We start from the raw sequence: 25,259 nt of genomic DNA on the forward strand, positions 1-25,259 counted from the left end.
AAAGGGCCCCGGTCGGTTGGGCACAGGCCCGTAGGCGGTTTTTTTTGGGGATTTTGAGCCTTCGATCTGGGCAGCACAAGGGTTTCGCGGTTCTTTTCAGCCGTGGCCGGGGGAAAAAAAAAAGGGGGGGGAGAAAATTAAGGATATGTTTTGTCAAAAAAACCCCCACGGGCGCGTGTCCAGCCCGCTGAATCGCGTTTCGGGCATTCCTACGCCGTTCCGCCAGTCTGCTTCATAAACCCCCTTTTGAAAGGCACAAAAAAATTTGGGCCAGGGACTAAACTCCCCAGGTTGGGGGGATTCCCGCCGGGTTCAACCGCCGTCCTTTCCCAAAAGGAAATCCCCGGCTATTTTCCGCATCCCCGACAGGGGGTCCGGAATTTTAACGGGGTTAAAAGGGAAGGTTTTTGCCCAAAAAATCGCTTCGATCCGGCCAACCCCCGCCCCCCAAAATCAAGAAAAAATCTAAAGGGAGGCCACGGCGGCCCCCCAGTTTAATATAAACTCCCTTTTTTTGGGCCCCTGTCCGCCCCCCCTTCCATCAGGGAAAATCTGTACCACCAATTTTTTAACGAAAGAACCAGGCGGAATGGTTTCCCAAGGGCTGCCCCCCCCTGAGGATTTGGCCGAACCACGTTTTCAGGCAGGGCAGCAGCCGGATTTTATTCCAAATTTCCTTATTTTAAAAACCTTTTTAGTAAACCCAAGCCACACCGGGAATTTATCAAAAAAAGGGGGGTTTGCATGTGAATAAATTAATATTTCCCGCCTTTTAAAAACAGTATCCATAGGATGGGGGTACCCCCCGAAAACGGATTTTACCATCCTATCCACCCCGGGGTTAGGGAAATCTGAAAACGATTTGCCCCGGGTGGGGTCGAAAGTCCCCGGGTTATCCCCCGGCCCGGACCGGGGGCAGACGCATCCCCCGGGCCCCTTTATCGGGGGAAACCCGCCCCCTCTTTTTTTCCCCCTTTTTTTTCGGCAAACCAAATTCCGCGCCACGTTTAAAAAACTCCAGGCATTTTGGCGGCTTTGGGGGAAAGTTCCCAGTCCCCTCCGGCCCCTAAACCCGCGGCGTTCTGCATTACCGGACACTCCCGAAAAAAACCGGGTTCATGTAACCCGACCCAAAAAACCCAAATTCGGTCATCGGGGGGGCCCCCGGGCTCCGGGGAAAAAGCCGCTTTTTGTTGTTTTCTGTTTGGCTTAGCACCCCCCTTTCCTTAAAAAAGTCCTCGGCTTTGCTCAGAAAACAGGAGCAAACCCGGCGCCCCCCGGAGATTTTCCCCCAACGCACTGAAAAAGCCCTCGCCCGCAGAAAAATTAGGGGGTTTTTTTCTTGGTCCGTTATTTTTTTTTTTAAACCCCGGAAGGACCCCCAAAGTAAAAAAAAGGGGGGTTTTTCGCGCGCCCCGGGTCCGGGGGGTGAAAAATAAAAAAAGAAATATCTCCCCGAGGGGATAATTTTTTCCCCGGGCCCCCAGGGGGTAAAACCAACCGGGCAGAAAAAACAACGGCCAATGACGCACGTGGGGATCATTACAGAATGCTACCGGCACCGCGAGGTCAGGCTGCGGGAAACGAACACCCAGTGGGTCAGTGAGTGCGGCCTGCGCTTCAGAAAGGACACCGGCGCGGCGACCGGAAGCGGCGTCTGGAGTGCAAACCGCCTTGATTTGAAGAGCATCCGGGAAATTCAGTCTGGTGAATAAAAGCCCGTGCGCAGGCAGATGCTAAGGTTTTTACGACCAGGGCAGCAGGTAAAAAAAAGCAGGGTAATCAGTACAGTAAAAGTGCCGTTATACCGTGTCGCCCAGACATATTTATGTAACCGTTTGGCCGCTAAAATTCAGTACTTTTGCTGTATGAGTTAAAATTTTTATCCAGAATGAGAGAACACACTCACCCGGAAATATTCGCCGAACATCGTCGATTGTCGTCAAACATCGTCGATTGTCGGCTAAATTCGCCTATCTCCGCCAGGTGCAATCAACCACTGGCGGAAACCGGTTAAAAACAAGCATCAAACATAACCGTCTTTCCACATGCCCGGCTATACATAAATCCATACTGCTGCAAAATATTTGCCCTGAAACAAAATCCTGTATTCGAATGGATCAGGAGTAATCATCCCGCCGTATAATTCAATAATCTGAATCATTTGTTAGTTGCGGCCCAAACCATAGTTCTCAACTACCTATTTATTATTCCCATAATCTAAGTTGAGAAAATCAGCCAACCAGTCCAGTGTATAAAGTTCAGGCTGCCACACGGCAATTCTCCAGTGGCTATTGTTAGGATTTTTGCAGATGAGCCCCGAATACCCCGCATCAGCGTCCAATTTCTTACGTACCACGCTCTCCACGGCTGCGGCGTAGCGCAGTGGCTTAATCTTTATGTCTGGAGCGGTACGTATCGAGGTTTTCAGCGCGTATAACAGATGCGCGTGTCCGTTTCTGGGGTTTGTGAAGGTTAGCGTGGGCGCAGGTGCATTGCGGTCGCTCCAGTCGATAGCAGCTCCGCTCCGGCGCGATCAACATCAAATCCCAGCCAGAACATAGCATGAGGTTGGTTGAACTGAATGTATTTAGCCAGAATGGCGCGTTCTTTACGGGGTCTGAAGTCCAATGGAACGAAAACATACGCTAGTGAAGTAACTGTCTTATATATCAAAACATAATGGACATAGAAAAATGCCATTTTAAATGGAGTCTTTTTAATCGAAAAACGTCATTTAACGGACAGTGTTGTCTACTAATCGATTTTTCAGACGTTTATTTTTCGCTTAACGTATGTTTTCGTACGGTTGGCTCTCAAATCCCGCCACAGAGTATTAAGAACGCGCAGGGCGGTCTCTCGAACCACCTGTTTCAGCAAACATCTTACCCGCCTGGCTTTTGAGGTTCCTTCTTCCTGATAACGTTCATCATCAATATCGATGTTTAGCTCTTCATCAAAAAAAACCGTTAGCGTAAGGTTGGAAAAATCGAGTATCCAGCCCGGATCGCTTTCAAAAATGAGGTTAAAAGCCTCAGATCCTGCATTTTCAGTTTTACGCCTGCCTCCTGTTTTTTCATATTATAGCGGGATGACACCACCGGTGGTAATGAGTGGTAATGAGCATTAGCTTCGTCTGTTTCGACTTTACCTTTTTTCGGATCTCACGTGAAAAAGAGAAGAGAAAGTATATGTCATGCATATCCATATGCCAGGCATCTACATATGCTTTACCTATATAAACCTGTTCTGAAGACATATACTTCACCTATGCGGGAATACTCCTTTGCACACTCAGCATATGAGGAAAAACCATGCGCACAGTTTCTATTTTCAAAAACGGCAATGTTGATGACCAGACCGGACGTCTGGTGCTGGAACGTTACTATCCTTAATTTTCGCTGGAAGGCACCCGCAGCATTCCGTTGCCAGCAGAGAGCATTCTGACGTTACAGATTTTTATTGACTGCTCGCCTGTGGAAATTTTTGTTAACCAGGGCGACGCCTGCTTAAGCAGCAGAACTCATCCGCAGCCGGGCCAGCGCGATCTATCACTGTTGCAAATCAGGGCGTAGCCTTCTTTGAAAAGGCCGGACACTGGCGTCTTGAAAAATGATCCAAAGCATATAATTATTATTCTTTAGTATTTCACCATTTGCCAGTCGATCGTCCTTACATTAGCGTAAGGATAATCACGAAAAAAATTAAAACTCGCGAATCTTAAAAGGTTCAGGATTAATTTTCAGAAGGGAACCTTGTGTAAATTACAAAAGGCACTCCTCATCTATATAACTACTGCTGGGTAGTAGGTGTATAAATAATTTTTAGTTGCCCTGTATAAAATCCTGCATTTTTATTCGACAGAGAAAATGACGGTGTTATCAGCGTAATAGGAGCCGGAACGCATAAAGACACCCCGGGAACGCCGGGCAGGGCAACCTGGCGCTGAATATTTCGCTGATTAGTATTCTGCCAGACAATTTCTGTACCATTGGATACTGTCTGACTCGCTCCCGTGACCGGATTGATTACGGTCACCTCATAGTCCAGCCGGTTTGCCTCCTGACTTTTGTCTGCACCGCGACGGTAAACAGAGAACTGTCCGCCCGGACGATTACTTGCAGGAGAACCCTCATCAGAAAAAATAAGACTAACCTGCCGGCTGGTTGAATTGCTGCCGTCATACAGGCACATGTCGAGGCTGGCTGAACCGCTGGCGGTAAGGTTATTGCCCGTCCCGGGCCGGTTGTTAAGGTTCAGGTTTACAACCGGAGATGCTGTATTAAAACGGGGAAAATAAATCTGCTGGCTCCCCGTATCAGTTACATTGATGGTCAGATTAATGGTCCAGGTTCCTAAATTAACTGAGCTGCTATTACTGTTACGCTGATAAAGCATAAGGGTTGCTTTCCATTCCCCTCCGGTAAGTAACTTAAGCTGATCCCCCAGAATATGAAGATATAAAGACGCGGGACTAGAAGCTTCACAACTAGTATAGTAGGACATATAGTGGATAACACATCCATTACCCAGGAATCCTTTAACGATAAGCTCTTTGCTTACATTAGTCGACTTGTCAGTAAAACTTAGCTTTATATTTTGTCCATAATCCATCGACCTAGATTGATAACTTTGCATATAAGGAGAATTGCTACTAACGCTAGCACTGGTTTCGCACGCCCCGTTGGTGCTGTTCGTGGCAGAAGTACAGACCCAGGCATTCACGTTTGAGGGAATGGTACCAAACCCATTGTAAGGGGTTCCAGAAGTCTCATAACGCATAAAAACATAATCCTGCGGAACACCAGCCCTGTCGAATGTCAGAGAGTAGGAGCGATTAAGATCAGCTGCCTGACAAAAAGACATACCAAGTGTGACGATAAATATTACCCACAGCACCATTTTCATTTTTATTCCTCTATTTCGTAAAACTCGCGGTCGACAGACTTTCTCTCTCATGGTTATTAGCCATAAGCGCTACCTGACGCCGCTCCCTTTCGGGGATATCAGCAAAAGAAACATCGCTACAGTTCGTCACACCCAGCCAGCGAATAACATCCCGCACGGCCTTCACCTGCAGGGGACAAACCATGAATGTTTCTCCTTTCATCAGGTAAAGCTTTGTCACCGGGGAATCCGTTTCGAAATTCAGGGCCCCGTTCTCACCCGATGACCATGAGCTGACGTTCAGGGGAATGATGTTGGTAAGGGTGCGGTTACTGCTGTCTTTCATCCGCCCCATCCAGGTGTAACGGGGCCTTACTGAGATGTTTCGGCTGTAAACTTTTCCAGGTGGCAGGAAAATGCTGGCCGCTCCCGCGCCTTTATAGATTTCGCTGACAACACCTGATGAGATGTCAGTTGACTCCACGACTTTCATTGCAACCGACTGATAGCCAGAAAAGGTGAGTGCAGTCCTTGAATTGGCCTTGACATCGGTGGCAGCACCGTTGTCCAGTGAAACATTCACGGATGAAGTATCAGGCTCGTACGTCGAGTCTACCTTTATCAAAACGGCGGACGCAGGTACGCTGTTACCCCAGCGCCCCCAGGACAAACCATTATGGCCAGCGAGAAGAGACGAACTGTAATTTCCGCTGGCACTGATGCTGTTTGAGCTACTGCTTCGGTCGAATGTATTACTCAGAGTCAGACTTCCGGCGCCGGCTGCGCCCCCTGTCCTGCCATACACGCTGGTTGAAATCCCCTGAGAATTTGCGCCTGATAAGCTGACTCCAAGTTCATTTTCACCGCTATCATCCAGAAGTTGGCTGTAAGCAGCATTGACATTCATCTGCGAGGCGTTCCTTTTACTGCTTTGGTAGTTAGCACCCAGAGAAGCAAAGCTTCTGTTTCCTTCTGGTGATGCAGGTTGCATAAGCGAGAGATTAAAGGATATAAACCCTCCATGCTCTGAAGATGTGAAGCCAGAGTCATTCCGTACAAACGCGTTTATACTGGTGTTAAGATTGATACCGTTAAAGGTAAACGAACGGTTCAGACCACTTTGCCACGTTTTACTGACAGAGCGCGTGACAAATACCTGTTCCCAGGGGGCACCGCTGTTGCCGTTAAAATCCTGCAACTGATTGCGGTAAACATAGCGTCCCTGATTGCTGCTCAGAGAATATCCAGCAGTAACATACCACTGAGAAACAGGTACGCTGAGCATAGCGCTTAAACTTTTATAGCATCCGCTGTAACTTGAACTCGTCTTCTGACGGCTGTCACAGTTGTCGGATGTCATTTCATTACGATAAAAACTCAGAGAAAAACCATCGTTATAGCTGACCTGCTGTATATTACCGCGCGATCCTTCACTGCCGTAAAGGTAGCTGAAGCGGGTTGTAAGCAGCCCGTCCACCATAAAATTACTAAAGGCGTGGTCCCAGTCAGCCGCGCCCTCTAAGAACTGACCGGATTTCATGAGGGCAGCTCCCGCAGTCAGAGAAGAGAACTCGGTCAAAGGAATACGCAGTCCGGCCTGAAAGATCTGGGTATCATCAGACTGAGCGGGTGTGCGATGCGTATCCTGCGTACCGCCCTGCATAAACCACTGAAAAGAATTCGCCCCGTTGGTCCCGGATTTTGAAAAGGCTGTCTCCTCTGACCGGACGAGAGAGTTATCTTCAAATACACGAAGCGTGACAATGTAGCTACCGGCAGGGAAAGAACGCGTATCTATCTGCTGGACGCCACTTTTAAGGTAAAAGGATGTCAGCAGCTGATTGTTACGATAGGCGTCAACACGAGAATCACGTGAAAGTAACACGGTAATAGGTGAACCCTGTGATTGCTTGGCTGGATTCATCCAGACCGTGGAAGAGCCGGTACGGGCCCCTCTTATGCGGCCAATCGGTAACTGGCTGAGATTAATTCCTCCGCCATTGCTGCTGAAAATGTCACGAGAGTCCATAAGGCCGGCCTGCACATATACAGACTTAAAGAAGTCCTGCCTGTAATAAGCGTTATTGAGTTCCAGAGTCTGGTTGCCCTCACTCCGGTAACGCTGGCCCTGAAGGTTCCAGTCAACATTCGCAAAACCTGATTCCGTGACGCCAAGCGTACCGTTCCCCTGAAAAGAGACGTTTTGATAGTTACGGTCACTGACAAAAGTAATATTCTGCTGATGAATGAAAGCATTTTGCAGCCCCTCAGAGGTACGGTAGTAAGCATCGCCATTCTCTGATTTAACGAGAAAATCAGGAGATGTGAAGAGAAGCAATTTAGCGTTATTTTCATCATAAATAACGTCAATCAAGCCAGACTGTAAATAATCACAGCCAGTTGAATTACCTGATGATGAACACGAAAGATTAGTATTCCGTATAAAAGGTTCTGATAACCTCGACTTAAGCTTAGAGAGATGAATCTTATCAATAGTGATAATTTTACTTAATTTTTGGAAAAGTAAATCCGGATCGAGTACGTAAAGGGTGTCAAGCTTAGCCCTGACTTTGAGCATGCCCAAAGACTCGCCATACAACGTGGCTTCAACCCATAGGTTCTGTCCCTCAAGCAAATCCTCGAAACCCTCAGGCACTTTATTTACCGACAAAGAAGCGAGGGGGAATATTAGAATTGAAAGTAAGAGGAAAGAGCGTAGAAATTTAAAAGCAGTTTGCATACGATTTCCTGTGAAAATATCTGGGCCATTGGCCCAGATATAAGTCAGAACTAATTCTTAGTTTCCGGAAGTGGCTTGGGTGACAACGATATTAACAAGTCCAGAGTAATTACCAGCGGTAGTCACAGGGGCGAATGTTTTTTGAGAAATCACCAGCGGAAGTGGTGATGAACCATTTGTATTTACTCCACCCGGGAAAAGAGAGGCTGCAGTAAAGGTGCTGGCAGTCGTACTCAGCGCCACCCCATTGAGCGAGACAGCGAGTTCAATCGGGTTCGCCCCATTCTGATCTGTAAGTTTCGGTATGGCTCCGAGATTAATCTGAAGATTCTTCGTGGCGTCATTTGACCACAACTTGACATTATTTTTGTAAGCGACCAGACCTACGCCAGCCTGATATTGCATAGTAACAGTGCTTGGAAGAGCAGATCCATCGGCAAGGGTCAGAGAGACTGTGGGATCTACAGACGCCTGAACGGTGATGTTATTCTCAGATGCTTGTGAGCTGAAGGCAGAAGCAAACAGCAAAGAAACGATTGTGGCTTTAACAAAATCACTCATAATTATCTCCTGATAATAGATGTTGTAGGTAATAAATTAAAATCCGGAGCTCACAGTCAGCTCCTCAATTTTTCTACTGATGGGGTTAAAGTATTTCAGTTTATAAAAAACATTCACAGCGAGCCCCTTGACCGGAAGCAACTCATCCGGATAAATCGTCTTAGTAAATTTGCTCCATATACATTCCCCCCCCCTGGAGCAGGTGCCGAGTTCGGTTACAGGTATACGGATGGTGCCATTATTAATAAGTGCTTTCTTTCCGGAGTCATAAGTTACGCTGGGTTTAATTTCTGCCGGGAGAATATGGATCAGAGCTCCCCAAATAATACTGACCCCAACGTCAGCACTACTTTTCTTAGAATTTTCTGAAACCTCATTAAACTCATCTTCTGAGACAGCCTCAAAATAAACGCGCCATGTCGTTTCTTTCTCAGGAGCTTCAAAAGATATTAGGCGAACTATTCTTTCGGAACCCGGTGATAGAGCCAGCTTAACAGGTGTTACAGCCAGAGTGTCATTAGAAACATCCATAGCAACTTCCTTTTCAAAAGTTGTTCCAGGATGAATGATTTTTGTTTCGTATACCTTAATGAACTGAACCTTATCACTCTTTGAATTAATACTGATTTTAGCAACCCCACTCTTACCTACATCTAGTTCCATGGGGTAAACAAGCATATTTGCCTTCAACGTAGAACTGATTAGTAAAAGAGTTAACAAAGAAAGAAACTTAACCATGTTTAATACCTAATGTTAAATAAGAATTACCGGCATACTCAGTTAAAGAGAGTTACCAGAAACCTCCCTGAAAAAAAACCCACAAAGGTCAAGAAGTTGAAATTAAGCCGCTATACTACCTACCTCAAAACAATGTGGCAAATTTATTAATATTTACTTAATAATATCTGAAAATCGGGGTCGCCACACGATTTTTTAGTTTAATTAACTTGTATCAACTCTATGTTTTCATGTGTCTTTTATTGAACATAGTTGAGTGGCGAGTATACACTGAGGTAGTTTTATATTGCATGATTTGGGTTTGTTTGTTATTTAAAAAATTTTAGATGGTAAAAACTGGAAGATGTGAATTATTTTAAGTAAGAAGAGACATATTGAAGAAACCCCATTCTGCATTCAACGCAAGGTGAAATTAATCATCTTTAGAAATAAATGTATCTTGAGATAAAATGAACCACAGCTTATCAGTCTTCTTGATGATTTTTCATTAATAGTAAAATGTACGTTAGCTGTTACTTATCACTTCGAGAGCAGGCGTTAATTTTTTTCAGAGTATCTTCTGCTCTGTAACGGGCAAGGAGAGGAGCAGATAAGTATAGTGGATCACTTTTTTATGCGCCAGAAGGGTGAGTTCTTTATCTACTACATCCCAGAAATGTGTGCATAAAGAGGGAAATGGAGTAAAGCCTCTACTTAGTTCTTTAAGAATCAAATCTGTTTTTACTTAGCTCTAAACCCTCTCCACTCTGAAAGCTTAGCGCAACTTTTACTAATCTAAGCATACTCTCTCTGACTAAGGCCTGAGAGGGTCTAACATTAAAAAAATAATAACTTCACCTCCATTAAGTGAATAATTTGTTTATTTTTCTTAACTCCAGTTTTTGCAAAGCCGCCCAGCATAGACAGTAAAATATTTTCCTTTTTTTAAAGCGCAAGATTTTCCTTTTATTGCATCAATTAATGAAAACTAAAGCGCTATATATTAACCTAGCGTTATCGGATGGAAGTTTAAGGGACAATGAATCGCCACAGATAATCTAGACACTTCCGAGCCGTTGATAATACTGGTTTTCATATTCTGTCGGTGACATCTGATCGCTAGAACCATGCCGACGCTTACTGTTATAAAACATTTCGTTGTAATCAAAAATATCGCTGCGGGCTTCTTCCCGCGTTCCGTAGATCTTTTTCTTTATCCGCTCGCGTTTCAGTAACTGAAAAAAGCTTACTGCAACCGCGTTATCGTGACAGTTACCGCGAGGGCTTATACTCCCTTCCAGGCCGTGTGATTTCAGGAATGACTGCCACTCATGGCTCGCGTACTGACTGCCTGGTCCGAGTGAACCAGTACCTGTCTTTGCGGATTACGCCGCCATACAGCCATCAGCAGTGCGTTCATGACAATATCCTTTGTCATCCGTGATTGCATTGACCAGCCGATAAATTTTGCGTGAGAACAGGTCAACAACCACAGCCAGATACAGCCAGCCCTCGTGAGTCCTGATGTAGGTTATGTCCGTTACCCAACGCTCATCCGGAGCGTCCGGATTGAACTGTTGCCGGAGCCTGTTGGGCGACACGATACTGGCCTCGCCTTTACGTGCCCGCGGGCTCCGGTATCCGAGCTGAGCCTTTATCCCGACACGTTTCATCAGTCGCCAGACTCTGTTCACTCCGCACTGTTGCCCGCTGTCCCGCAGATCCAGATGGATTTTGCGATAACCATAGACTCATCCCGATTCCAGCCAGAACTGTTTAATCTGTCCTGTCAGTCTCAGGTCTGCCTGATGGCGTTGTGAATGCGGCTGCTGAAGCCAGGCGTAAAAACCACTGGGATGAACATCCAGCACCCGCCAGAGCAGGCGAACAGGCCAGCAGCAGGTGTTGTCACGGATAAAGGCGTACCTCAGTCGGACAGCTTTGCGAAGTAAGCTGCGGCTTCCTGAGAAACTCCCGGTTCAAACATGTAATTCAGGATCCTGCTGGAGAGAGTAATCCAGTGATTTTGCTCTTCGCTTAAGCCCATCGAGTACGCGACTACGGTAGCGCTCTTCATACTAATCCGCACCAGGATCGGCATATTTCTGACCATACTTCAGGGCATTGTAGAACAGTATTGCCAGTTTTCTTGCTGTTACAGTGACTGCTTTTGCTTTCCCGATACGTGATGATAATCGACGATAAAAAGCACCCAGCGCGGTATCGCTCCGGCCAATTGTTGTGGCTGCCAGACTGAGTGCCGCAGCAATTCGACTGGATGAATGCCGTGTTTTCGAGGACAGCAATTTTCCACCGGAGATCTTATTTCCCGGGGACAAACACAGCCACGAGGTAAAATGGCTCGCATCCGGCCAGCAGTTCATGTCAGTACCGCATTCTGCAATGAATTTTAGTGCCGGATAAGGTCCGAACCCATGTATCTGTGTCAGATCTGCCCCCGTAATTTTCCAGAGTAATGGTCTGACATCAAAGGAAAGCTGATTGGGTTGCTTTGTACGATGTCTGGAGGAGGGCAATACCCCTTCCTGCTCTTCAATTCCGGTACTGAGCTGCAATAATGAGGTTTCGATTTGAACATCACATTCGCGGATCTTTTCCTGGTTAAAATCGAAAAATGCCACCGACTTTTCAAGTGCAAAAAGATGCTCAGGCTGCCAGTTTCCTGTCAGTGCCTGCCGAAGTACTTCTGGCGTCTTTTTACATCTTACATCGCGATACTGGATCAATATTGAAGGATCGCGCTCACCACTGACGATAGCTCTGACGATTGAAAGACCGGTAACGCCAGTGATATCCGATACAGAATGATTTAATTGCACATTCATCTGCATCAGCACCTTCTGTATATGTTGAGTATGCGCAGCCCGGTATTCAGTCAGGCGTTCCCGTTGCCTCAGATAAGACCTGGGTACAGAAATGTCGTGCCCAGGTCTGAAACTGGCACGGAGAAGACCAAATGAATGCAACTTCTGGAACCACTGGGCATCGTTGACTGACCAGCCCCCAGGATTAGATACAACCTTCAGTTAGTAATGTCGGTTGGTTTTTCTTCATATTTTCCGTTTCGCCAGCCCGCGGCAAATTCAGCCAGAGTCTGGTAGTTCAGAGATGAATGTGGATGACACTCGATATAATCCTGCCGTCAGTCATTACTTGTTTTCCGGGCATGAAGAATATCGCTGAACCACTGTTCATTCAGACATTACTTACATCGGGGTGTGTTAATCAACGGGGAGCAGGTCAATATCGCGTTCATGCCAAAACCGGATGTGAGAACAGCACTGCAAAACCTTGCAGCAGCGTCCACGCATTACAATGAAAACCATCCGCACAGCGCGCTGGGATATCACTCCCCAAGGGAATACCGGCGGCAACGGGCATCGTTAATTTAAGATACAAAAGCTGTACGAAGATAGCGGGTCAAGATCATCGGTCATTATTCCTTTACGCTGGCTGAACTGGTGACAAAAGGGCACCTTCGGCCATTAAAAGAGGCGTCAGAGGAAGAAAACATTGCTTAAAGTGAGTTTTCGTTCCACTGAGCGTCAGACCCCTTCAACAATAAATATTTTAATTTATAGGCTTGAGCAATGTGTTGGTAACTTTTTGCCGACATTTTCTTTTTTATATTTGACACATGAGAGGATAAGGTCTTTTTTTCAATCTTTAATAACTTGCATATCACTTCATTCCTTACACCATTATCTTTTAATCTTAATATATTCTTTTCCGAAACTGTTAATTGATTTATGATATGATCTTTCAGATAATCATTCTGACGGAACCTATAATTATTTTTTAATAGTAAAACCACCCCCTTACTCTCTACAAAATAAACGTTATCACTTAATTTCATGGGGTTTTCAGCCACTGGCCACCTCATGTTTGATACTATTATAACTCTTGTTTTACACGACTCCCACTTTTTATCCTCCATTATCAGTGACAACACCTCTAATAAATCACTCCTCCAATCCATGATTACAAAATCATATTTATTAGCCAGCATGTCACTCTTGAAAGTTGCACCTTTCATCTTCCAAGACGGGATGTAAAACTTTACTTGCATCATACTATATAAGCCCAACTTCATATATTCACAACCATAAATATATAGTAATTTTTTCTTTAGTACATCCGATATATAAGCCATCTTTTCTTATACCTTAAACTCATTAAACACGAAATTACTGCAGTTACAGGAATTATGTATAGATATGAATCGCACCATTTTCCTAAAAAAAAAGTTATACACAACAACAGGAAATGAGTGAAAAAACATAATAAATCCACCCCTTCTATTTTATTTGCTTTCTTTGCAGCGCATCCTCCACACTTAGCTTCAAGCTTATGAACAATACCATCACAAAGTTTACAGTGGTCATATTCATGGCGAATTAATGCCTTATTTTTATCCACATCATTTTCATTAATCATTCGATCCCCCCATTCAAATCCATCAAATTAAAACGGAATTATTGGAAATTTGACAGGGAGGAATTTTTTAAAATAAACTCCTCCCTTGAGTTAATAAAAAAAAGGGGTTATTCAGTGCATTACAACCTCTGCACCTGCCGACCCTGGTAAATTTCTCAGCTCAAAATACAATAATCAACACAGGAGGATGTATGTATATTGACTTTGCATGGGAATGCATACGTAGAAATCAAAACTACATTGACGATTGGTGTATCTTCAATGCCTACAAGCAAAAGAAGATACTTAGAACAAGTATGTTAAAAAATTTAAAAAAAAAATGGGGCCTTATAGATTTCATAAATCCAGTAGAAGGAAGCTCGAGAGATGTTTTTTGGTGCGAAGATAAAAGTTCGAGAAGCATTAGAGTTAAGCTTCATAATAAAGGACACTTATCCTCTGATAAAATCCTTTCATTAAATAACGGCGTCTCAATCAATCGCCTTCATGTAAAAGGTGAAGGATACTGCCTAAAGAGATACAACTGTTTAGGTTATAGCCAGATTTTTATAGACGAAGATGATTTTTATAATATTAGTTGTGACAAATACATATATTTTGAAATTATTGATGGAAATTTTGATAATATTACAAGATTCATAAGCAATAGTTTTCAACCATCCAATCCTTGCGTTGACAAAATGAGAGCTCTTCTCATGTATGATAAACATATCCAGGGATTATCACACAAAGAAATAGCTGATTGTATTTATGGAAAAAAAATAACTTATAATGAATGGGAAACCGATGGCTGGTTACGAGCAAGGATAAGATATAAGCTTAAAAAAGCGCGCATGCTTATATCAGAAGGATTTGAAAATTTTATTTAATATGAATTGAATTCTTAAACTTAATCAGGGAGATAGTAAATACCTCAGGTGTGTGGGGGGGGGGGGGAGTTACTGAGTGTTTTTTCTTTAATCAATAATAAATAATAATTAAAAGTAAAGTTGCTTTTAACATTATCTTCCTATGATATTCATAAGGTATCTTACAGACGACTAGGAGATCTAAATGCGTACTAGAATTTTTCTTCGATTTCCCTTTTTTTTAGTATCCAGCTTTACTTTTGCTGAATCCAGTGAAAGCAGTGTAACTAATAGATGTGACTCAATACTACAAAGAGTGCAGACATCTTGTTCTGGGGGGGATAACTGGGGGGCTTGCTTTGGCGATCAATTATCTGCACTTATTAAAGGTTGCTTTTAGCGCTTCAAGTTAATTTATGTTGTAAACAACACCAGGTTCTTTTCAAAAGATAGCCAGAACTTGTTTTAAAGAAAACTCGTGTATCTCGATGATAATTTACACCAATACTGGCTTATCTTTTTTCAAAATTATAAAATATCTCTCTCTACTTAAGTAATTCTGTTTGTCGTTTGTTTAAAAAATGCAGTTAGGTATGAATCGCCACGGATAATCTAGACACTTCCGAGCCGTTGATAATACTGGTATTCATATTCTGTCGGTGACATCTGATTGCACGAACCATGTCGACGCTTACTGTTATAAAACATTTCGATGTAATCAAAAATATCTCTGCGGTCTTCTCCCCGCGTTCCGTAGGTCTTTTGCTTTATCCGTTCGCGTTTCAGCAACTGGAAAAAGTTTTCTGCAACCGCATTATCGTGACAGTTACCGCGACGGCTCATACTCCCTTCCAGGCCGTGTGATTTCAGGAACGACTGCCACTCATGGCTTGTGTACTGACTACCCTGATCCAAACTGTTTTTGGAGATTACGCCGGCATACAGCTATCAGCAGTGCGTTCAGGACAATCTCCTTTGTCATCCAGGATTGCATTGACCAGCCGATAATTTTGCGTGAGAACAGATCAACAACCGCAGCAAGATAAAGCCAGCCTTCGTGGGTCCTGATATAGGTTATGTCCGTTACCCAACGCTTATCCGAAGCATCCGGATTGAACTGTCGCTGGAGCCTGTTGGGCGACACGATACTGGCCTCGCCTTTGCGTGCCCGCGGCCTCCGGTAGAGTCTTTATCTCGGGACGATTAATGAGTCCCCAGACTCTGTTCACTCCGCAATGTTGCCCGCTGTCCCGCAAGTCCAGATGGAGCTTGCGATAACCATAAACGCAACCGGGCTTCAGCCAGAACTGTTTGATCTGTCCCGTCAGTCTCAGATCTACCTGGTGGCGCTGAGAATACGGCTGCATGCAACTGAAGGGTAATCTCGATCATTAACGTGAAACCCCATCAAACTAATCATTCTTAACCTTCCTAGAGCTAAGAACAAAAAATAATAAAATTCATACAAATTAAGAAAAATAATTATCGAGATATTAGAGGTGGTTTTAAGCATGAGTAATTAAATAAAAGTAAATTTCAATTTCATTGTAGCATGTTTTTTTCTGCCTATAATTCTGTTCATAAAGATAGACAATAGGCTCAATCTGATCTCTTTGCGCAGCAACGAACTGATACTGACCACCTGTCATATTATGGAGCAAATCAATTAATTAAATATTTACTTTTAAATTCACGTCCGAATCTTAAAACGCGTTATCAACTACTGCAATTACCTTCGTTAAGGCCTCTCGAGTGGTGAATTACAATCATTGCCCTCTTAACTCGTAAGGTTAGTCAATCAAGCCTGAATGAAAGGGGAAAATGAGTGACCTGTATTCGTTGACCACCACAAACGCCACTTTCCACCATTGATGAATGTTTAAATGGAGTACATTCTGTGAAGAGTCTTTGCAGGGATCATATTCCCTTTCATATCAAACTTTTTGGCTGGCTAAATATCGTTGTGCAGGCAATCTTTCCGTTAGCGATAACATTTATACCTGCCACCGCCGGAGCGAGAAATGAGAGCCATTTTTTTGAGAATGTCGCGCAGACATCGTCACACACTCAAGTATATATTTTGGGCGAAAATGAAACTATTTCCTCCGTCGCTGAAAAGTACAATATATCGATTGAGGCTCCAGGCAAACTAAACCAGCTACGTACCTTCGCGCACGGATTTCGCCACCTGAAGCCGGGGATGAGTTGGATGTTCCGCTTGCAAAACTGCCCGAAGTTCAGTGGAATACTGAGCCATCGGCTTCCGTGACTGGCCATGAGGACAGCAGCGCGCAGAGGCTGGCTATGCCTCTCAAACTGGCAGTTTCCTCACTAACAGGCCCACTGCTGATGTGGCAGCATCCATGGCCAGGGGGATGGCCTCAGGTGTTAGCAGCAGCGAAATTCAGCACTGGCTGAAGCATTTCGGCACCGCCCGCGTGCAGCTGGATGTGGATAAAAACCTTTCTCTGAAAAACTCATAGCTGGACCTGCTTGTCCCTTTTTACGAACAAAAGGACAGGCTTGTCATCACTCAGGGCAGTATTCACCGTACCGATGAACGCATGCAGTCGAAGCTGGGGGGTTGGATATCGCTGGTTTCCTGATAACTGGATGCTGGGGGGGGCGTTTAGTATTGGCGTGATTCTATTAAGATCGGTACTAACAGCTACTACCGCATCACAAACTGGAAAAATTCGCCGGATCTGGAGGGTTATGAAGAGCGTCCGGCGAACGGCTGGGATGTCCGTGCTCAGGCTTGGCTGCCATCATACCCCCAATTTGGCGCCAGAATGACCTATGAACAGTTTTACGGCGATAACGTGGCTCTGTTTGGCAAGGATAAAAGACAGAAAAATCCACAATCCATAACTGCCGGCTTTAATTACACCCCAGTCCCCTTACTTACAGTCAGTGCGAAACATCGTCACGGGAAATCCGGTTAGAAAGACACACGGTTTGGTATAGAGACGAACTATCGGTTCGGAGTGCCATGGCAGAGGCAGGTCGACCCGGACTCGGTGGCTGCCATACGCAGTCTTGCTGGCAGTCGCTATGACCTGATTGAACGTAACAACAATATTGTTCTGGAGCACAGAAAGAAGGCGAGCATTCTCCTGAAAACAGCGGACAGGTTGACGGGCGCCGCTGGTCGCAACTCGCAAGCTGGACGATTACACTCTGACCACGCCGCTGTGCACCGCCGATGAGCAGGGACTGACGGTTGAAGGGATGCTGACTTTCCTCGATCCGCCTAAAGAGAGCGCGGGAAAAGCCATTGCCGCGCTGCGCGATAACGGCGTGGCGGTGAAAGTGCTGACCGGCGATAACCCGGTGGTCACGGCGCGTATTTGTCTGGAAGTGGGCATCGATGCCCACGGTATCCTGACCGGCGCCCAGATTGAAGCGATGACGGATCGCGAACTGAAGCGATGACGGATCGCGAACTGAAGCGAGAAGTGGAAACGCGCTCGGTATTCGCGAAGCTGACGCCGCTGCAGAAATCGCGCATCCTGAAAACGCTGCAGAAAAACGGCCACACCGTCGGCTTTCTCGGCGATGGTATCAACGATGCGCCAGCCCTGCGCGACGCGGACGTAGGCATTTCGGTCGACAGCGCGGCGGATATCGCCAAAGAGGCATCGGATATCATTCTGCTGGAAAAGGATTTGATGGTGCTGGAGGAGGGGGTAGTCAAAGGACGTGAGACCTTCGGCAATATCATTAAGTATCTGAATATAACCGCCAGCTCAAATTTCGGTAACGTCTTCTCGATACTGGTGGCCAGCGCGTTTATCCCGTTCCTGCCGATGCTGGCGATTCATCTGCTCATCCAGAACCTGATGTACGATCTCTCCCAGCTCTCGCTGCCGTGGGACGAAATGGACAAAGAGTTTCTGCGTAAGCCGCGCAAGTGGGATGCGAAGAATATCGGCCGTTTTATGCTGTGGATTGGCCCGACGTCGTCCATTTTTGATATCACCACCTTCGCGCTGATGTGGTACGTTTTTGCTGCAAATAACGTTGAGGCCCAGGCGCTGTTCCAGTCCGGGTGGTTTATTGAAGGACTGCTGTCGCAAACGCTGGTCGTGCATATGCTGAGAACGCAGAAAATTCCGTTTATCCAGAGCCGGGCGACGTTGCCGGTGCTGCTCACCACCGCGGTGATTATGCCGCTCGGGATCTACATTCCGTTCTCGCCGCTGGGAGCGATAGTCGGACTGGAGCCGCTGCCGCTGAGCTACTTCCCGTGGCTGGTCGCGACGCTGCTCTGCTATTGTCTGGTAGCACAGGGCATGAAGCGTTTCTATATCAAACGTTTCGGTCAGTGGTTCTGATGATGAGGAGGCGCAGAGATGAATCGTTCTCCGGACACCCTCACCGCGCTGATATTTTTCCTGATGGGTCTGCTGGTGCTGCTGCGGGCAATCTGGCAAATCCTGTTCTGAAAGGGGCGCGATGCGTAGAGGATCGCTGGATAAAGTCTTTATTCAGGTGGCGATTATTGCGGCCATCATTATTCTGCTGACAATCTGGATTAGATAAGAAACTTTTTGTCTCGCCTGTTTGCCGGGCTGCGGCTAACATCTTGCCCGGCAAACCGTTCACGTACAGGAAATTGAAATTCTTTCAGCTCTGGAATGTAGTGGTTGAAATTAAACTATTGCTTGATTGGTAAGCCATCGAGGCTCTGAAAGATCACTAAAAAAATACAGGCCGGAAATTTCGGCGGTTCCGGCGTAAAACCCCAGGGAGAAAACAGCTGCCCCTCATCCGACAGACAGAGTCTGCGGAATGTGGTCTGGCATGTCTGGTCATGATGGCCTGCTGGCATGGTCTGCAGACAGATTTATCCACCCTGCGCGAACGTTTTAGTATCAGCACACAGGGGATGACCCTGCAAAGACTGATGGAGTGTGCGGCTGGTATCCGGTTGTCCTTCCGGGCCGTCCGTCTGGAGCCGGAAGACCTGAAATCCCTTTCTCTCCCGTGCATTCTCCACTGGAACATGAACCATTTCGTCGTGCTTTATAAAGTTCGCGGGAGCAGGCTGGTGATCCACGACCCGGACAAAGGGACGATAACGCTCTCCCTGCAGGATGCAGGCAAACATTTCACCGGTGTTGCGCTGGAGCTGACGCCAGCTGACAGGCAGGACACCCGGGCTGCTGGCCGCGATGTCGCGCATCATCGTTTTTGCCTTGGCGCTGGAAATCCTTATGCTGGGTAGTCCACTTATCAACCAGCTGGTAATTGATGAAGTGCTGGTTGCCGCCGATCGAAGTCTCCTGACCGTTATAATCATTGCCCAGATGCTGCTGTCGCTGGCCCGCCAGTGGGCCAGTATCACTCTGTCCGTCAATTTTAACATGCAGTGAACAGCCCGGGTTTTCCATCATCTGGTGCGTCTCCCTCTGGGCTGGTTTGATGCGCGCAGTAAGGGAAGTATCAATGCCCGTTTTGAGGCCGTGGATACCATCCAGGAGGAGCTGACCACGCAGGTACTGGAAGGTATTCTGGATGTGTTGCTCGTGATAACTGCGCTTTGTATGATGCTGCTGTACAGTCCGGGAATGACGCTGATAGCCGTCCTGGCAGCTATTATCTACGCTGTGCTGAGGGCGCTGTGGTATCCTTCCCTTCGACAGTCGGCAGAAGATGCCTGGGATGCAGCAACCAGGGAGTCCGGGCATTTTCTTGAAACACTCAACGGGATCCTCAGCCTGAAAATTAACGGTGTGACAGCGCACCGTGAGGCCGCCTGGCTGAATCTCAACGTCACCCGCAGAAATACGCAGTTGCGGCAGAGCCGTCTGCTGATGTGCTATGACATTGCGCACACCTGACTGGCTGCGTGGTATCGGCGATCATATTGTGGAAAGGTGCCGGTGAAGTGCTGGACGGCACATTTACCGTTGGTATGCTGGTTGCTTATTTATCTTACCAGATGCGTTTTTCTTCGAGTATCAGCAGCCTGACCGATAAGTTTTTTTCCTGGCGTATGCTCGATATCGATAATGAACGTCTGGCTGACATTGTGCTGACCCCGACCGAAGACCATCAGCAACGACCCGTTCAGGAAGACAATAACACTTCTGTCTTCCCGTCCGTATTCCGGGGGGGTGTGACTGACAATGTCCGTTTTCCTTTATCCCTTGAGCATATAACCTTCAGCCACAAAGGAGGAAATAAACCTATAACCCGTGGGGTTTCGCTGACACTCCACCCTGGCTTGCAAGGGCGTTGTACAAGAAACCGGGATTTCTGTGACTGGATGAAGCGACCAGCCACCTTGATGTTGAGAGCGAGGTTCGGATAAGCCAGACGCTACGTCAGCTGTGGCTGCCTGTCCTGCTGATAGCCCATCGTCAGAAAACCATAGCATCTGCAGATCGTGTTCTATATCTGGCAGACGGCTAATTTACGGAGCTGAAGCACAATCGCACCACCGATGATAGCGATCCGGGCCAGTGATCTTACTGATGACAGGCAGGTCAAAAATCAACCTTAACGTACAATAATTTTCGATATCCAAACTGCCCCTTAAGGTGCACTTCACAGTCTTCAGAATTTTTTAATGCCATATAGTCTCGCCTTAACTTTGCTATCTAAGAAATTATTATTTTCAGGGAGTTTTACATGTTATTTTTTTATATATAATAGATCTTTAATTTAATAACGAATCATCTATTTTTATTTAATGTGGTTGCATAGAGTTAATATAACGGTTAAAAAAACATACATATCAAGGTAGTTTGATATTCTTGTCGCTTTCTTAAAGAAATCTTTACACCCCGGGTAGATGAGATGTTAAGCTAACAATGTAGTCTATTGAAACTGATATTCTATTAAACTGTGGTTAGAAAAATCTTTAATTATAAGTTCAGCTTTCTTTTCATGTTTTTTTGTGTTGAAGTGAGTGAATTAATTATAATATAACGTCAAAAACTCCAAATGTTAAAGTAAATTCGAGAAAATTATGAGCTATAATATTCTTACTGAGGATGAAATTGATTTCATCTGTACAGAACTGGAAATGCTTAATGAAAAGCTTTATAATAAAATTAAATTTTTAATTGCTGATGCTGAACGTTCATTCACAGATGAAGCTCAAAAGAGAGGTTTTAATTTCGCACATAACCCGGCTAATTCTGGCTACCTGACTGCAGGCATCATCCAGAATTTACTCGATTGTTTGAGTCAGAACGACAAGTTGATAGCGACTTTAATTCTGACAAATGAGGCAAGAAGGCTTGGTGTTGTTATTAGCCCCCACATCCAGAATTGAATACCGGATAATGTAGTTAAATCTTAGATTAGTATATGTCATTCTTGCGGATAAAAATTCAATTCATCCGATGCAATGCTGTTTGTTATTTGGGTTTCGAAAGTCCTAAGTACATGAAAGATAATCTGTTTTTAACATATATTTTAAATTATATTCTTTTCTGTGCAGAGGGTACGCCTGTTCCTACGTTATAAATTCTGCAAACTCCTAGGTTTTAACCTAGAGCAAAAGTTCTTTATCAGTTATAAGCGCCATGAACAGGTGTTGGCACAAGATTGCCTGGTTCGATCGCCGCCCCGCTATTTATTCCGCGGAGTCCAGGTTATTCTCCGTATAAGGGGAAAAATCCGCAAAACGGATCGCAGGCGGATCCGGTGAGGATCGATTTATTTCCGTGGTTTTCGCTGGACTGCTAGGGGAAAATACGTTCCATACCATCGACAACTGAGATTGAAAATTTGACTCTCTGCCCAGCGAAATCCCGCACAATTCACGCAGCGGCGTCACTGAGCACAATCTGCACAATTCTGATGCCGCGCGCTACCTTGACTATGAAAGCGCGGTGGCGCTGCGTAATCTCGCCGCCGCATACGGCACCGACATGCCCCGCTACCTGCAGGCCCCCGAGGTGGCGGGGCTGCTGGCTAAGATGACCGATGTCCGCAAACGGCTGTTCATCGACGCGCTGTGGAATACCGGCGGCCGGCTCAACGAAATTCTGCCGCTGGCCCGGGAGGACTTCGTGCTCGACGATCCGCTCACCAGCTCGCCGTTCGTGGTGCTGCGCACCCTCAAGCAGCGCGGGCTCGAGGAGGCCGCTCGACGAATGAAGAGCAGCAGGCGGAGCGGGACGCGGAGGCGGAGGCGGAGGCGGAGGCGGAGGCGGAGGCGGAAATTAAATACAACCCGCCGCGGGCGGTGACACTCATCGATCCGGAGTTCGTGCAGCGGCTGAGGGAGTGGTTTGCGACGGTGAAACCGCCGGCGGGCGCCCGGCTATGGGGCATCAAAAGCGAGGACACCGCGCGCAGCTGGATCTTGCAGACGGTCTCGGCCGCACAGTGTGACGGTGTCACCTTCTCCGTCCGGCCGGTGACGTCTAGGACGTTCATGGTTAGGAGATTGAATAGCATCTTTGAGAGCGCCTGACCATGATTTTATTGCACCCCATCCCTTTTATGACGCGGTTATTCATCAGTATATTTTTGCGGAATGCGCCTTCAAGTAGCGGCCGTATTGTGCCTGCAGATAGCGCCGCCACTGACGCTCATCGCGGATGTGACCCAGCCCCGGCAGGATGCCGGGCATGATGCGGGCGTAGCTGTCGCGCAGCAGGCGGATAACCGCACTCCGCCAGATGGTCTCCACGGCCTTCTCTTTAAAGAAGAGGCTGCGCCAGACGCGGTGCTTAACGCGCAGGCCGCCGCGGGTGACGGAGACGTGGATGTGCGTGTGCTGACTGAGCTGCCGGCCGTAAGTGTACAGGGCACAGTATAGGCCGGCCTCAATACCCTGTTTACACGCCCACTTTAGCATGGCCTGGGTGGCGTAGCGGAACAGGTCATTGAGCAGGGGCCAGTTACTGTTAAAGAACAGTCAGAGCAGGTGTGGCATGGTAAAAGTGATATGCTGCCATTCGCAGTCGGGCAGAACGTGCTGCGGCCCTTGACTTGCAGCTCTGGCAGAAGAAACGTAAGCATGCGGTGAACTCATCTTCCAATTGTCTTTTGGTACGTTAGCATCGGTTTTCCCTCCTGTTATCTGGTTATTGAGGAACATCATGCAGGAACGAAAACCCTATACGCTTAAAGAAAAAAGACAGCATGTTGCCAACTGGCGCGCCAGTGGGCTGACCCGTCAGCAGTACTGCGAATTACATGGCATCAAATTTTCCACTTTCCGGGAATGGCTGCAGGATACCAAAGCGGAACGCAGGCTTAATGACTCAGGGCTGATACCCGTACATATTGCTACTGCGCAGCCCGTCGCTCCAGCTCCTCCGGTCGTCAACGACCCCGTCATGTTGTTTTTGCCCGGCTGCATCCGTATGAGTTGTCACGCCACCCAGCTCACCGATGTCTTCAGAGCGCTCAAACATGCTGACGCCTGAGAATGTTTTCCTGGCGGTCAAACCGATGGATATGCGGCGCGGGAGCGATACGCTGACCCAGTATGTCCAGGACGATCTGAAATCCTCCTGGCACGAAGGCGCTGCGTTCGTCTTTACCAACAAGGACCGCTCACGCATCAAGGTTTTACGGTGGGACAAACACGGCGTCTGGCTGTGCGTTCGTCGTCTGCATAAAGGACACTTTCGCTGGCCTCGTGCGGGCGACAAAGCCTGGTCTCTCACTCAGGATGAATTTAACTGGCTGATTACCGGCGATGGCTGTCAGACAGATCGCAGCGTTGTACCGACTGGAGAAGAATATCCGGCATCGCCCGGCAGAAAAGATCCGCCAGTGGCGACAACGCTACTCCCGGCCCATTGTCGACAAACTGTGGTTGTGGCTGGAGCAGCAAAAAGAGGCGTGCCCGGAAAGCTCCGCGCTGGGTAAGGCCATAAACTATATGCTGAAACGACGTGAAACGCTCAGCCGCTTCCTTGATGATGGCTCGCTGCCGCTTGACATCAATCGCTGTGAGCGCGCCATCTGGCCGGTGGTGATGGGGCGTCTAACTGGCTCTTCGCGGGTTTACTGGTGGCAGGAGTTCGTGCAGCGCAGATCATGAGCCTGCTGGAAAAAGCTAAAATGAATGGTCTGGAGCCACATGCGTGGCTGACCGACGTACTGACACGTCTGCCCTCCTGGCCAGAGGACCGCCCGCATGAATTACAGCCGTTCCCGACGTACTGCTTCGCCAGTCCTGAGTGATGCCCCCGCGCAGTATCCTGATACCCTGAGCGATTATCCCGTCCTCCGCACTCTCGCCCCTGAGACAATAAACAGTCTGCAAGACTGACGGCGCGCGGCTTACAGCACAAATCGATGCCCTCAGCCCTTGGCTCAAACACCTGACGCAGAAATCCGGAGACCCGAGGCATCACTACTGCCTAAGTACTTGCTGGCCTAACCTTGTTGACCCGAAATCACCGTAAGCAGGGGGCTATACATGATCACCCCCCAGCCGTCAATGCGAGTTCACCGCAACATTACGAAGAAACGGGAGTGGATACAAGGGAGGTACAGCAGTAGCGGCGGACGCCCATAGTGCAGGTACCGCAGGCAAGCATGCGCTCAACACAAAGTCGGGTCCACTGGCTGACGCTGACGCCGTGTTTTTCGAGGTAGCGGTTCCAGCCGTCTTCAACGGTGAACAGCTGCTTTGCCGGGCGCGGGATATACATGGGGCTGGTTATAAAACGGTGATCCGGCCATGCAAAGTACCGGAACGGCGAAGCCGTGACGCTCGCCCCATAAGGGCGCTACGTTCGATGCACCCGGGCGAAGAAGCGGAAGCGATCAGTCGCCAGCTCCTTATGGCGTCGTCTGCGTTTTACGCTCAATTCATTAGGGTGGTAAATAGGATATATCCGCTTGTGGTTGACGTGAAGGCCTTCCCGACATAATAACTGTCAGATGCGCCGGTAACCAAAACGTCTTCGTCCAAGCGACAGTTCTGTGATGCGCCCTCATAAATGCGCATCAACCGCAGGACGCTGAGATCTAGCCGCAGGTCGCCAGAGACAAATCTATAAGCCAGCAGGCACTATCGCAGTATCTCACTGATTCAGCGCATAAGCGAACGCCTCGCACAG

12 protein-coding genes and 16 pseudogenes are annotated in these 25,259 nt (G+C 47.1%); 14 read left to right on the top strand and 14 right to left on the bottom strand.

Annotated features, from left to right (window positions below; translation table 11 throughout):
- Positions 1-2,203 precede the first annotated feature (2,203 nt).
- Together ACEPLT_RS22450 and ACEPLT_RS22455 are read right to left on the bottom strand one after the other, a co-directional pair.
- A pseudogene (locus ACEPLT_RS22450) lies at positions 2,204-2,613 on the bottom strand (replication initiation protein); the annotation flags it as partial.
- A gap of 210 nt (positions 2,614-2,823) precedes the next feature.
- Positions 2,824-3,047, bottom strand: a pseudogene (locus ACEPLT_RS22455) (restriction endonuclease); the annotation flags it as partial.
- A gap of 429 nt (positions 3,048-3,476) precedes the next feature.
- Here ACEPLT_RS22455 and ACEPLT_RS22460 point away from each other — a divergent pair.
- Positions 3,477-3,575 carry a hypothetical protein gene (locus ACEPLT_RS22460; RefSeq protein ID WP_447088444.1) on the top strand — a complete coding sequence of 33 codons (99 nt, stop codon included), beginning with the start codon at positions 3,477-3,479 and terminating at the stop codon, positions 3,573-3,575.
- A gap of 217 nt (positions 3,576-3,792) precedes the next feature.
- Here ACEPLT_RS22460 and ACEPLT_RS22465 read toward each other — a convergent pair whose 3' ends face one another.
- The 7 genes and pseudogenes from ACEPLT_RS22465 to ACEPLT_RS22495 all read right to left on the bottom strand — a co-directional run.
- The gene (locus ACEPLT_RS22465; protein ID WP_447088445.1) at positions 3,793-4,908 is read right to left on the bottom strand and encodes a CfaE/CblD family pilus tip adhesin; all 1,116 of its coding nucleotides are present in this window, start codon (positions 4,906-4,908) and stop codon (positions 3,793-3,795) included.
- 10 nt (positions 4,909-4,918) lie between these two features.
- Complete coding sequence (locus tag ACEPLT_RS22470) at positions 4,919-7,627, bottom strand: TcfC E-set like domain-containing protein (protein ID WP_447088446.1); 2,709 nt, start codon at positions 7,625-7,627, stop codon at positions 4,919-4,921.
- Positions 7,628-7,684: 57 nt separating this feature from the next.
- The gene (locus ACEPLT_RS22475) at positions 7,685-8,188 is read right to left on the bottom strand and encodes a CS1 type fimbrial major subunit (RefSeq protein WP_447088447.1); all 504 of its coding nucleotides are present in this window, start codon (positions 8,186-8,188) and stop codon (positions 7,685-7,687) included.
- Between the two features lie 36 nt (positions 8,189-8,224).
- Complete coding sequence (locus tag ACEPLT_RS22480; RefSeq protein WP_447088448.1) at positions 8,225-8,926, bottom strand: fimbrial protein; 702 nt, start codon at positions 8,924-8,926, stop codon at positions 8,225-8,227.
- Between the two features lie 1,037 nt (positions 8,927-9,963).
- A pseudogene (locus ACEPLT_RS22485) lies at positions 9,964-10,863 on the bottom strand (IS3 family transposase); the annotation flags it as partial.
- A gap of 21 nt (positions 10,864-10,884) precedes the next feature.
- Positions 10,885-11,919, bottom strand: a pseudogene (locus tag ACEPLT_RS22490) (transposase); the annotation flags it as partial.
- A 29-nt stretch (positions 11,920-11,948) separates the two neighbouring features.
- Positions 11,949-12,128, bottom strand: a pseudogene (locus ACEPLT_RS22495) (integrase core domain-containing protein); the annotation flags it as partial.
- Between the two features lie 43 nt (positions 12,129-12,171).
- Here ACEPLT_RS22495 and ACEPLT_RS22500 point away from each other — a divergent pair.
- Positions 12,172-12,318 (top strand): annotated as a pseudogene (locus tag ACEPLT_RS22500) (integrase core domain-containing protein); the annotation flags it as partial.
- Between the two features lie 125 nt (positions 12,319-12,443).
- Here ACEPLT_RS22500 and ACEPLT_RS22505 read toward each other — a convergent pair.
- Positions 12,444-13,079, bottom strand: coding sequence for a LuxR C-terminal-related transcriptional regulator (locus ACEPLT_RS22505; protein WP_447088449.1), 636 nt, complete (start codon positions 13,077-13,079; stop codon positions 12,444-12,446).
- Positions 13,080-13,554: 475 nt separating this feature from the next.
- Here ACEPLT_RS22505 and ACEPLT_RS22510 point away from each other — a divergent pair, with 475 nt between their 5' ends.
- A complete protein-coding gene (locus tag ACEPLT_RS22510) occupies positions 13,555-14,232 on the top strand; it encodes a transcriptional regulator domain-containing protein (RefSeq protein WP_447088450.1) in 678 nt (225 codons plus the stop codon).
- Between the two features lie 591 nt (positions 14,233-14,823).
- Here the strand turns inward: ACEPLT_RS22510 and ACEPLT_RS22515 are convergent.
- A pseudogene (locus tag ACEPLT_RS22515) lies at positions 14,824-15,572 on the bottom strand (IS3 family transposase); the annotation flags it as partial.
- Positions 15,573-16,526: 954 nt separating this feature from the next.
- Here ACEPLT_RS22515 and ACEPLT_RS22520 point away from each other — a divergent pair.
- The 8 genes and pseudogenes from ACEPLT_RS22520 to ACEPLT_RS22555 form a co-directional block, all read left to right on the top strand.
- A pseudogene (locus ACEPLT_RS22520) lies at positions 16,527-16,694 on the top strand (inverse autotransporter beta domain-containing protein); the annotation flags it as partial.
- A gap of 162 nt (positions 16,695-16,856) precedes the next feature.
- Positions 16,857-17,420: pseudogene (locus ACEPLT_RS22525) on the top strand (inverse autotransporter beta domain-containing protein); the annotation flags it as partial.
- Positions 17,350-18,548: pseudogene (gene mgtA, locus ACEPLT_RS22530) on the top strand (magnesium-translocating P-type ATPase); the annotation flags it as partial. The pseudogenes ACEPLT_RS22525 and mgtA, both read left to right, overlap by 71 nt.
- 18 nt (positions 18,549-18,566) lie before the next feature.
- Positions 18,567-18,659 carry a protein MgtR gene (gene mgtR, locus ACEPLT_RS22535; protein WP_447088451.1) on the top strand — a complete coding sequence of 31 codons (93 nt, stop codon included), beginning with the start codon at positions 18,567-18,569 and terminating at the stop codon, positions 18,657-18,659.
- Between the two features lie 10 nt (positions 18,660-18,669).
- Positions 18,670-18,756: a magnesium transporter protection protein MgtU gene (gene mgtU / locus ACEPLT_RS22540; protein WP_251009858.1), complete on the top strand. Its 87-nt coding sequence runs from the start codon at positions 18,670-18,672 to the stop codon at positions 18,754-18,756.
- Positions 18,757-18,973: 217 nt separating this feature from the next.
- Positions 18,974-20,631 (top strand): annotated as a pseudogene (locus ACEPLT_RS22545) (peptidase domain-containing ABC transporter).
- 559 nt (positions 20,632-21,190) lie between these two features.
- Positions 21,191-21,499, top strand: a complete 309-nt coding sequence (locus ACEPLT_RS22550) for a hypothetical protein (protein WP_447088452.1) — start codon at positions 21,191-21,193, stop codon at positions 21,497-21,499.
- A 562-nt stretch (positions 21,500-22,061) separates the two neighbouring features.
- Positions 22,062-22,421 (top strand): resolvase, encoded by a 360-nt coding sequence (locus tag ACEPLT_RS22555; protein ID WP_447088453.1) that lies wholly within the window; start codon positions 22,062-22,064, stop codon positions 22,419-22,421.
- A 281-nt stretch (positions 22,422-22,702) separates the two neighbouring features.
- Here ACEPLT_RS22555 and ACEPLT_RS22560 read toward each other — a convergent pair.
- Positions 22,703-23,192: pseudogene (locus ACEPLT_RS22560) on the bottom strand (transposase); the annotation flags it as partial.
- Positions 23,193-23,279: 87 nt separating this feature from the next.
- Here ACEPLT_RS22560 and tnpA point away from each other — a divergent pair.
- From tnpA to ACEPLT_RS22575, 3 genes and pseudogenes are all read left to right on the top strand, one after another.
- Positions 23,280-23,609: an IS66 family insertion sequence element accessory protein TnpA gene (gene tnpA / locus ACEPLT_RS22565; RefSeq protein WP_447088454.1), complete on the top strand. Its 330-nt coding sequence runs from the start codon at positions 23,280-23,282 to the stop codon at positions 23,607-23,609.
- Positions 23,596-23,883, top strand: a pseudogene (gene tnpB, locus ACEPLT_RS22570) (IS66 family insertion sequence element accessory protein TnpB); the annotation flags it as partial. The gene tnpA and the pseudogene tnpB, both read left to right, overlap by 14 nt.
- Positions 23,882-24,375: pseudogene (locus ACEPLT_RS22575) on the top strand (IS66 family transposase); the annotation flags it as partial. The pseudogenes tnpB and ACEPLT_RS22575, both read left to right, overlap by 2 nt.
- Before the next feature lie 282 nt (positions 24,376-24,657).
- Here the strand turns inward: ACEPLT_RS22575 and ACEPLT_RS22580 are convergent.
- Together ACEPLT_RS22580 and ACEPLT_RS22585 are read right to left on the bottom strand one after the other, a co-directional pair.
- Positions 24,658-24,848, bottom strand: a pseudogene (locus ACEPLT_RS22580) (IS91 family transposase); the annotation flags it as partial.
- Positions 24,849-24,927: 79 nt separating this feature from the next.
- Positions 24,928-25,209: pseudogene (locus ACEPLT_RS22585) on the bottom strand (IS3 family transposase); the annotation flags it as partial.
- Positions 25,210-25,259: the final 50 nt, after the last annotated feature.

The organism is Enterobacter sp. fkY84-1 (assembly GCF_052974705.1).

Excerpts from the sequence above, each read along its gene's own strand:
- ACEPLT_RS22465 (WP_447088445.1), bottom strand. The coding sequence starts at position 4,908 with ATGAAAATGGTGCTGTGGGTAATATTTATCGTCACACTTGGTATGTCT.
- ACEPLT_RS22470 (WP_447088446.1), bottom strand. The coding sequence starts at position 7,627 with ATGCAAACTGCTTTTAAATTTCTACGCTCTTTCCTCTTACTTTCAATT.
- ACEPLT_RS22475 (WP_447088447.1), bottom strand. The coding sequence starts at position 8,188 with ATGAGTGATTTTGTTAAAGCCACAATCGTTTCTTTGCTGTTTGCTTCT.
- ACEPLT_RS22480 (WP_447088448.1), bottom strand. The coding sequence starts at position 8,926 with ATGGTTAAGTTTCTTTCTTTGTTAACTCTTTTACTAATCAGTTCTACG.
- ACEPLT_RS22505 (WP_447088449.1), bottom strand. The coding sequence starts at position 13,079 with ATGGCTTATATATCGGATGTACTAAAGAAAAAATTACTATATATTTAT.
- ACEPLT_RS22510 (WP_447088450.1), top strand. The coding sequence starts at position 13,555 with ATGTATATTGACTTTGCATGGGAATGCATACGTAGAAATCAAAACTAC.
- mgtR (WP_447088451.1), top strand. The coding sequence starts at position 18,567 with ATGAATCGTTCTCCGGACACCCTCACCGCGCTGATATTTTTCCTGATG.
- mgtU (WP_251009858.1), top strand. The coding sequence starts at position 18,670 with ATGCGTAGAGGATCGCTGGATAAAGTCTTTATTCAGGTGGCGATTATT.
- ACEPLT_RS22550 (WP_447088452.1), top strand. The coding sequence starts at position 21,191 with ATGAGCTATAATATTCTTACTGAGGATGAAATTGATTTCATCTGTACA.
- tnpA (WP_447088454.1), top strand. The coding sequence starts at position 23,280 with ATGCAGGAACGAAAACCCTATACGCTTAAAGAAAAAAGACAGCATGTT.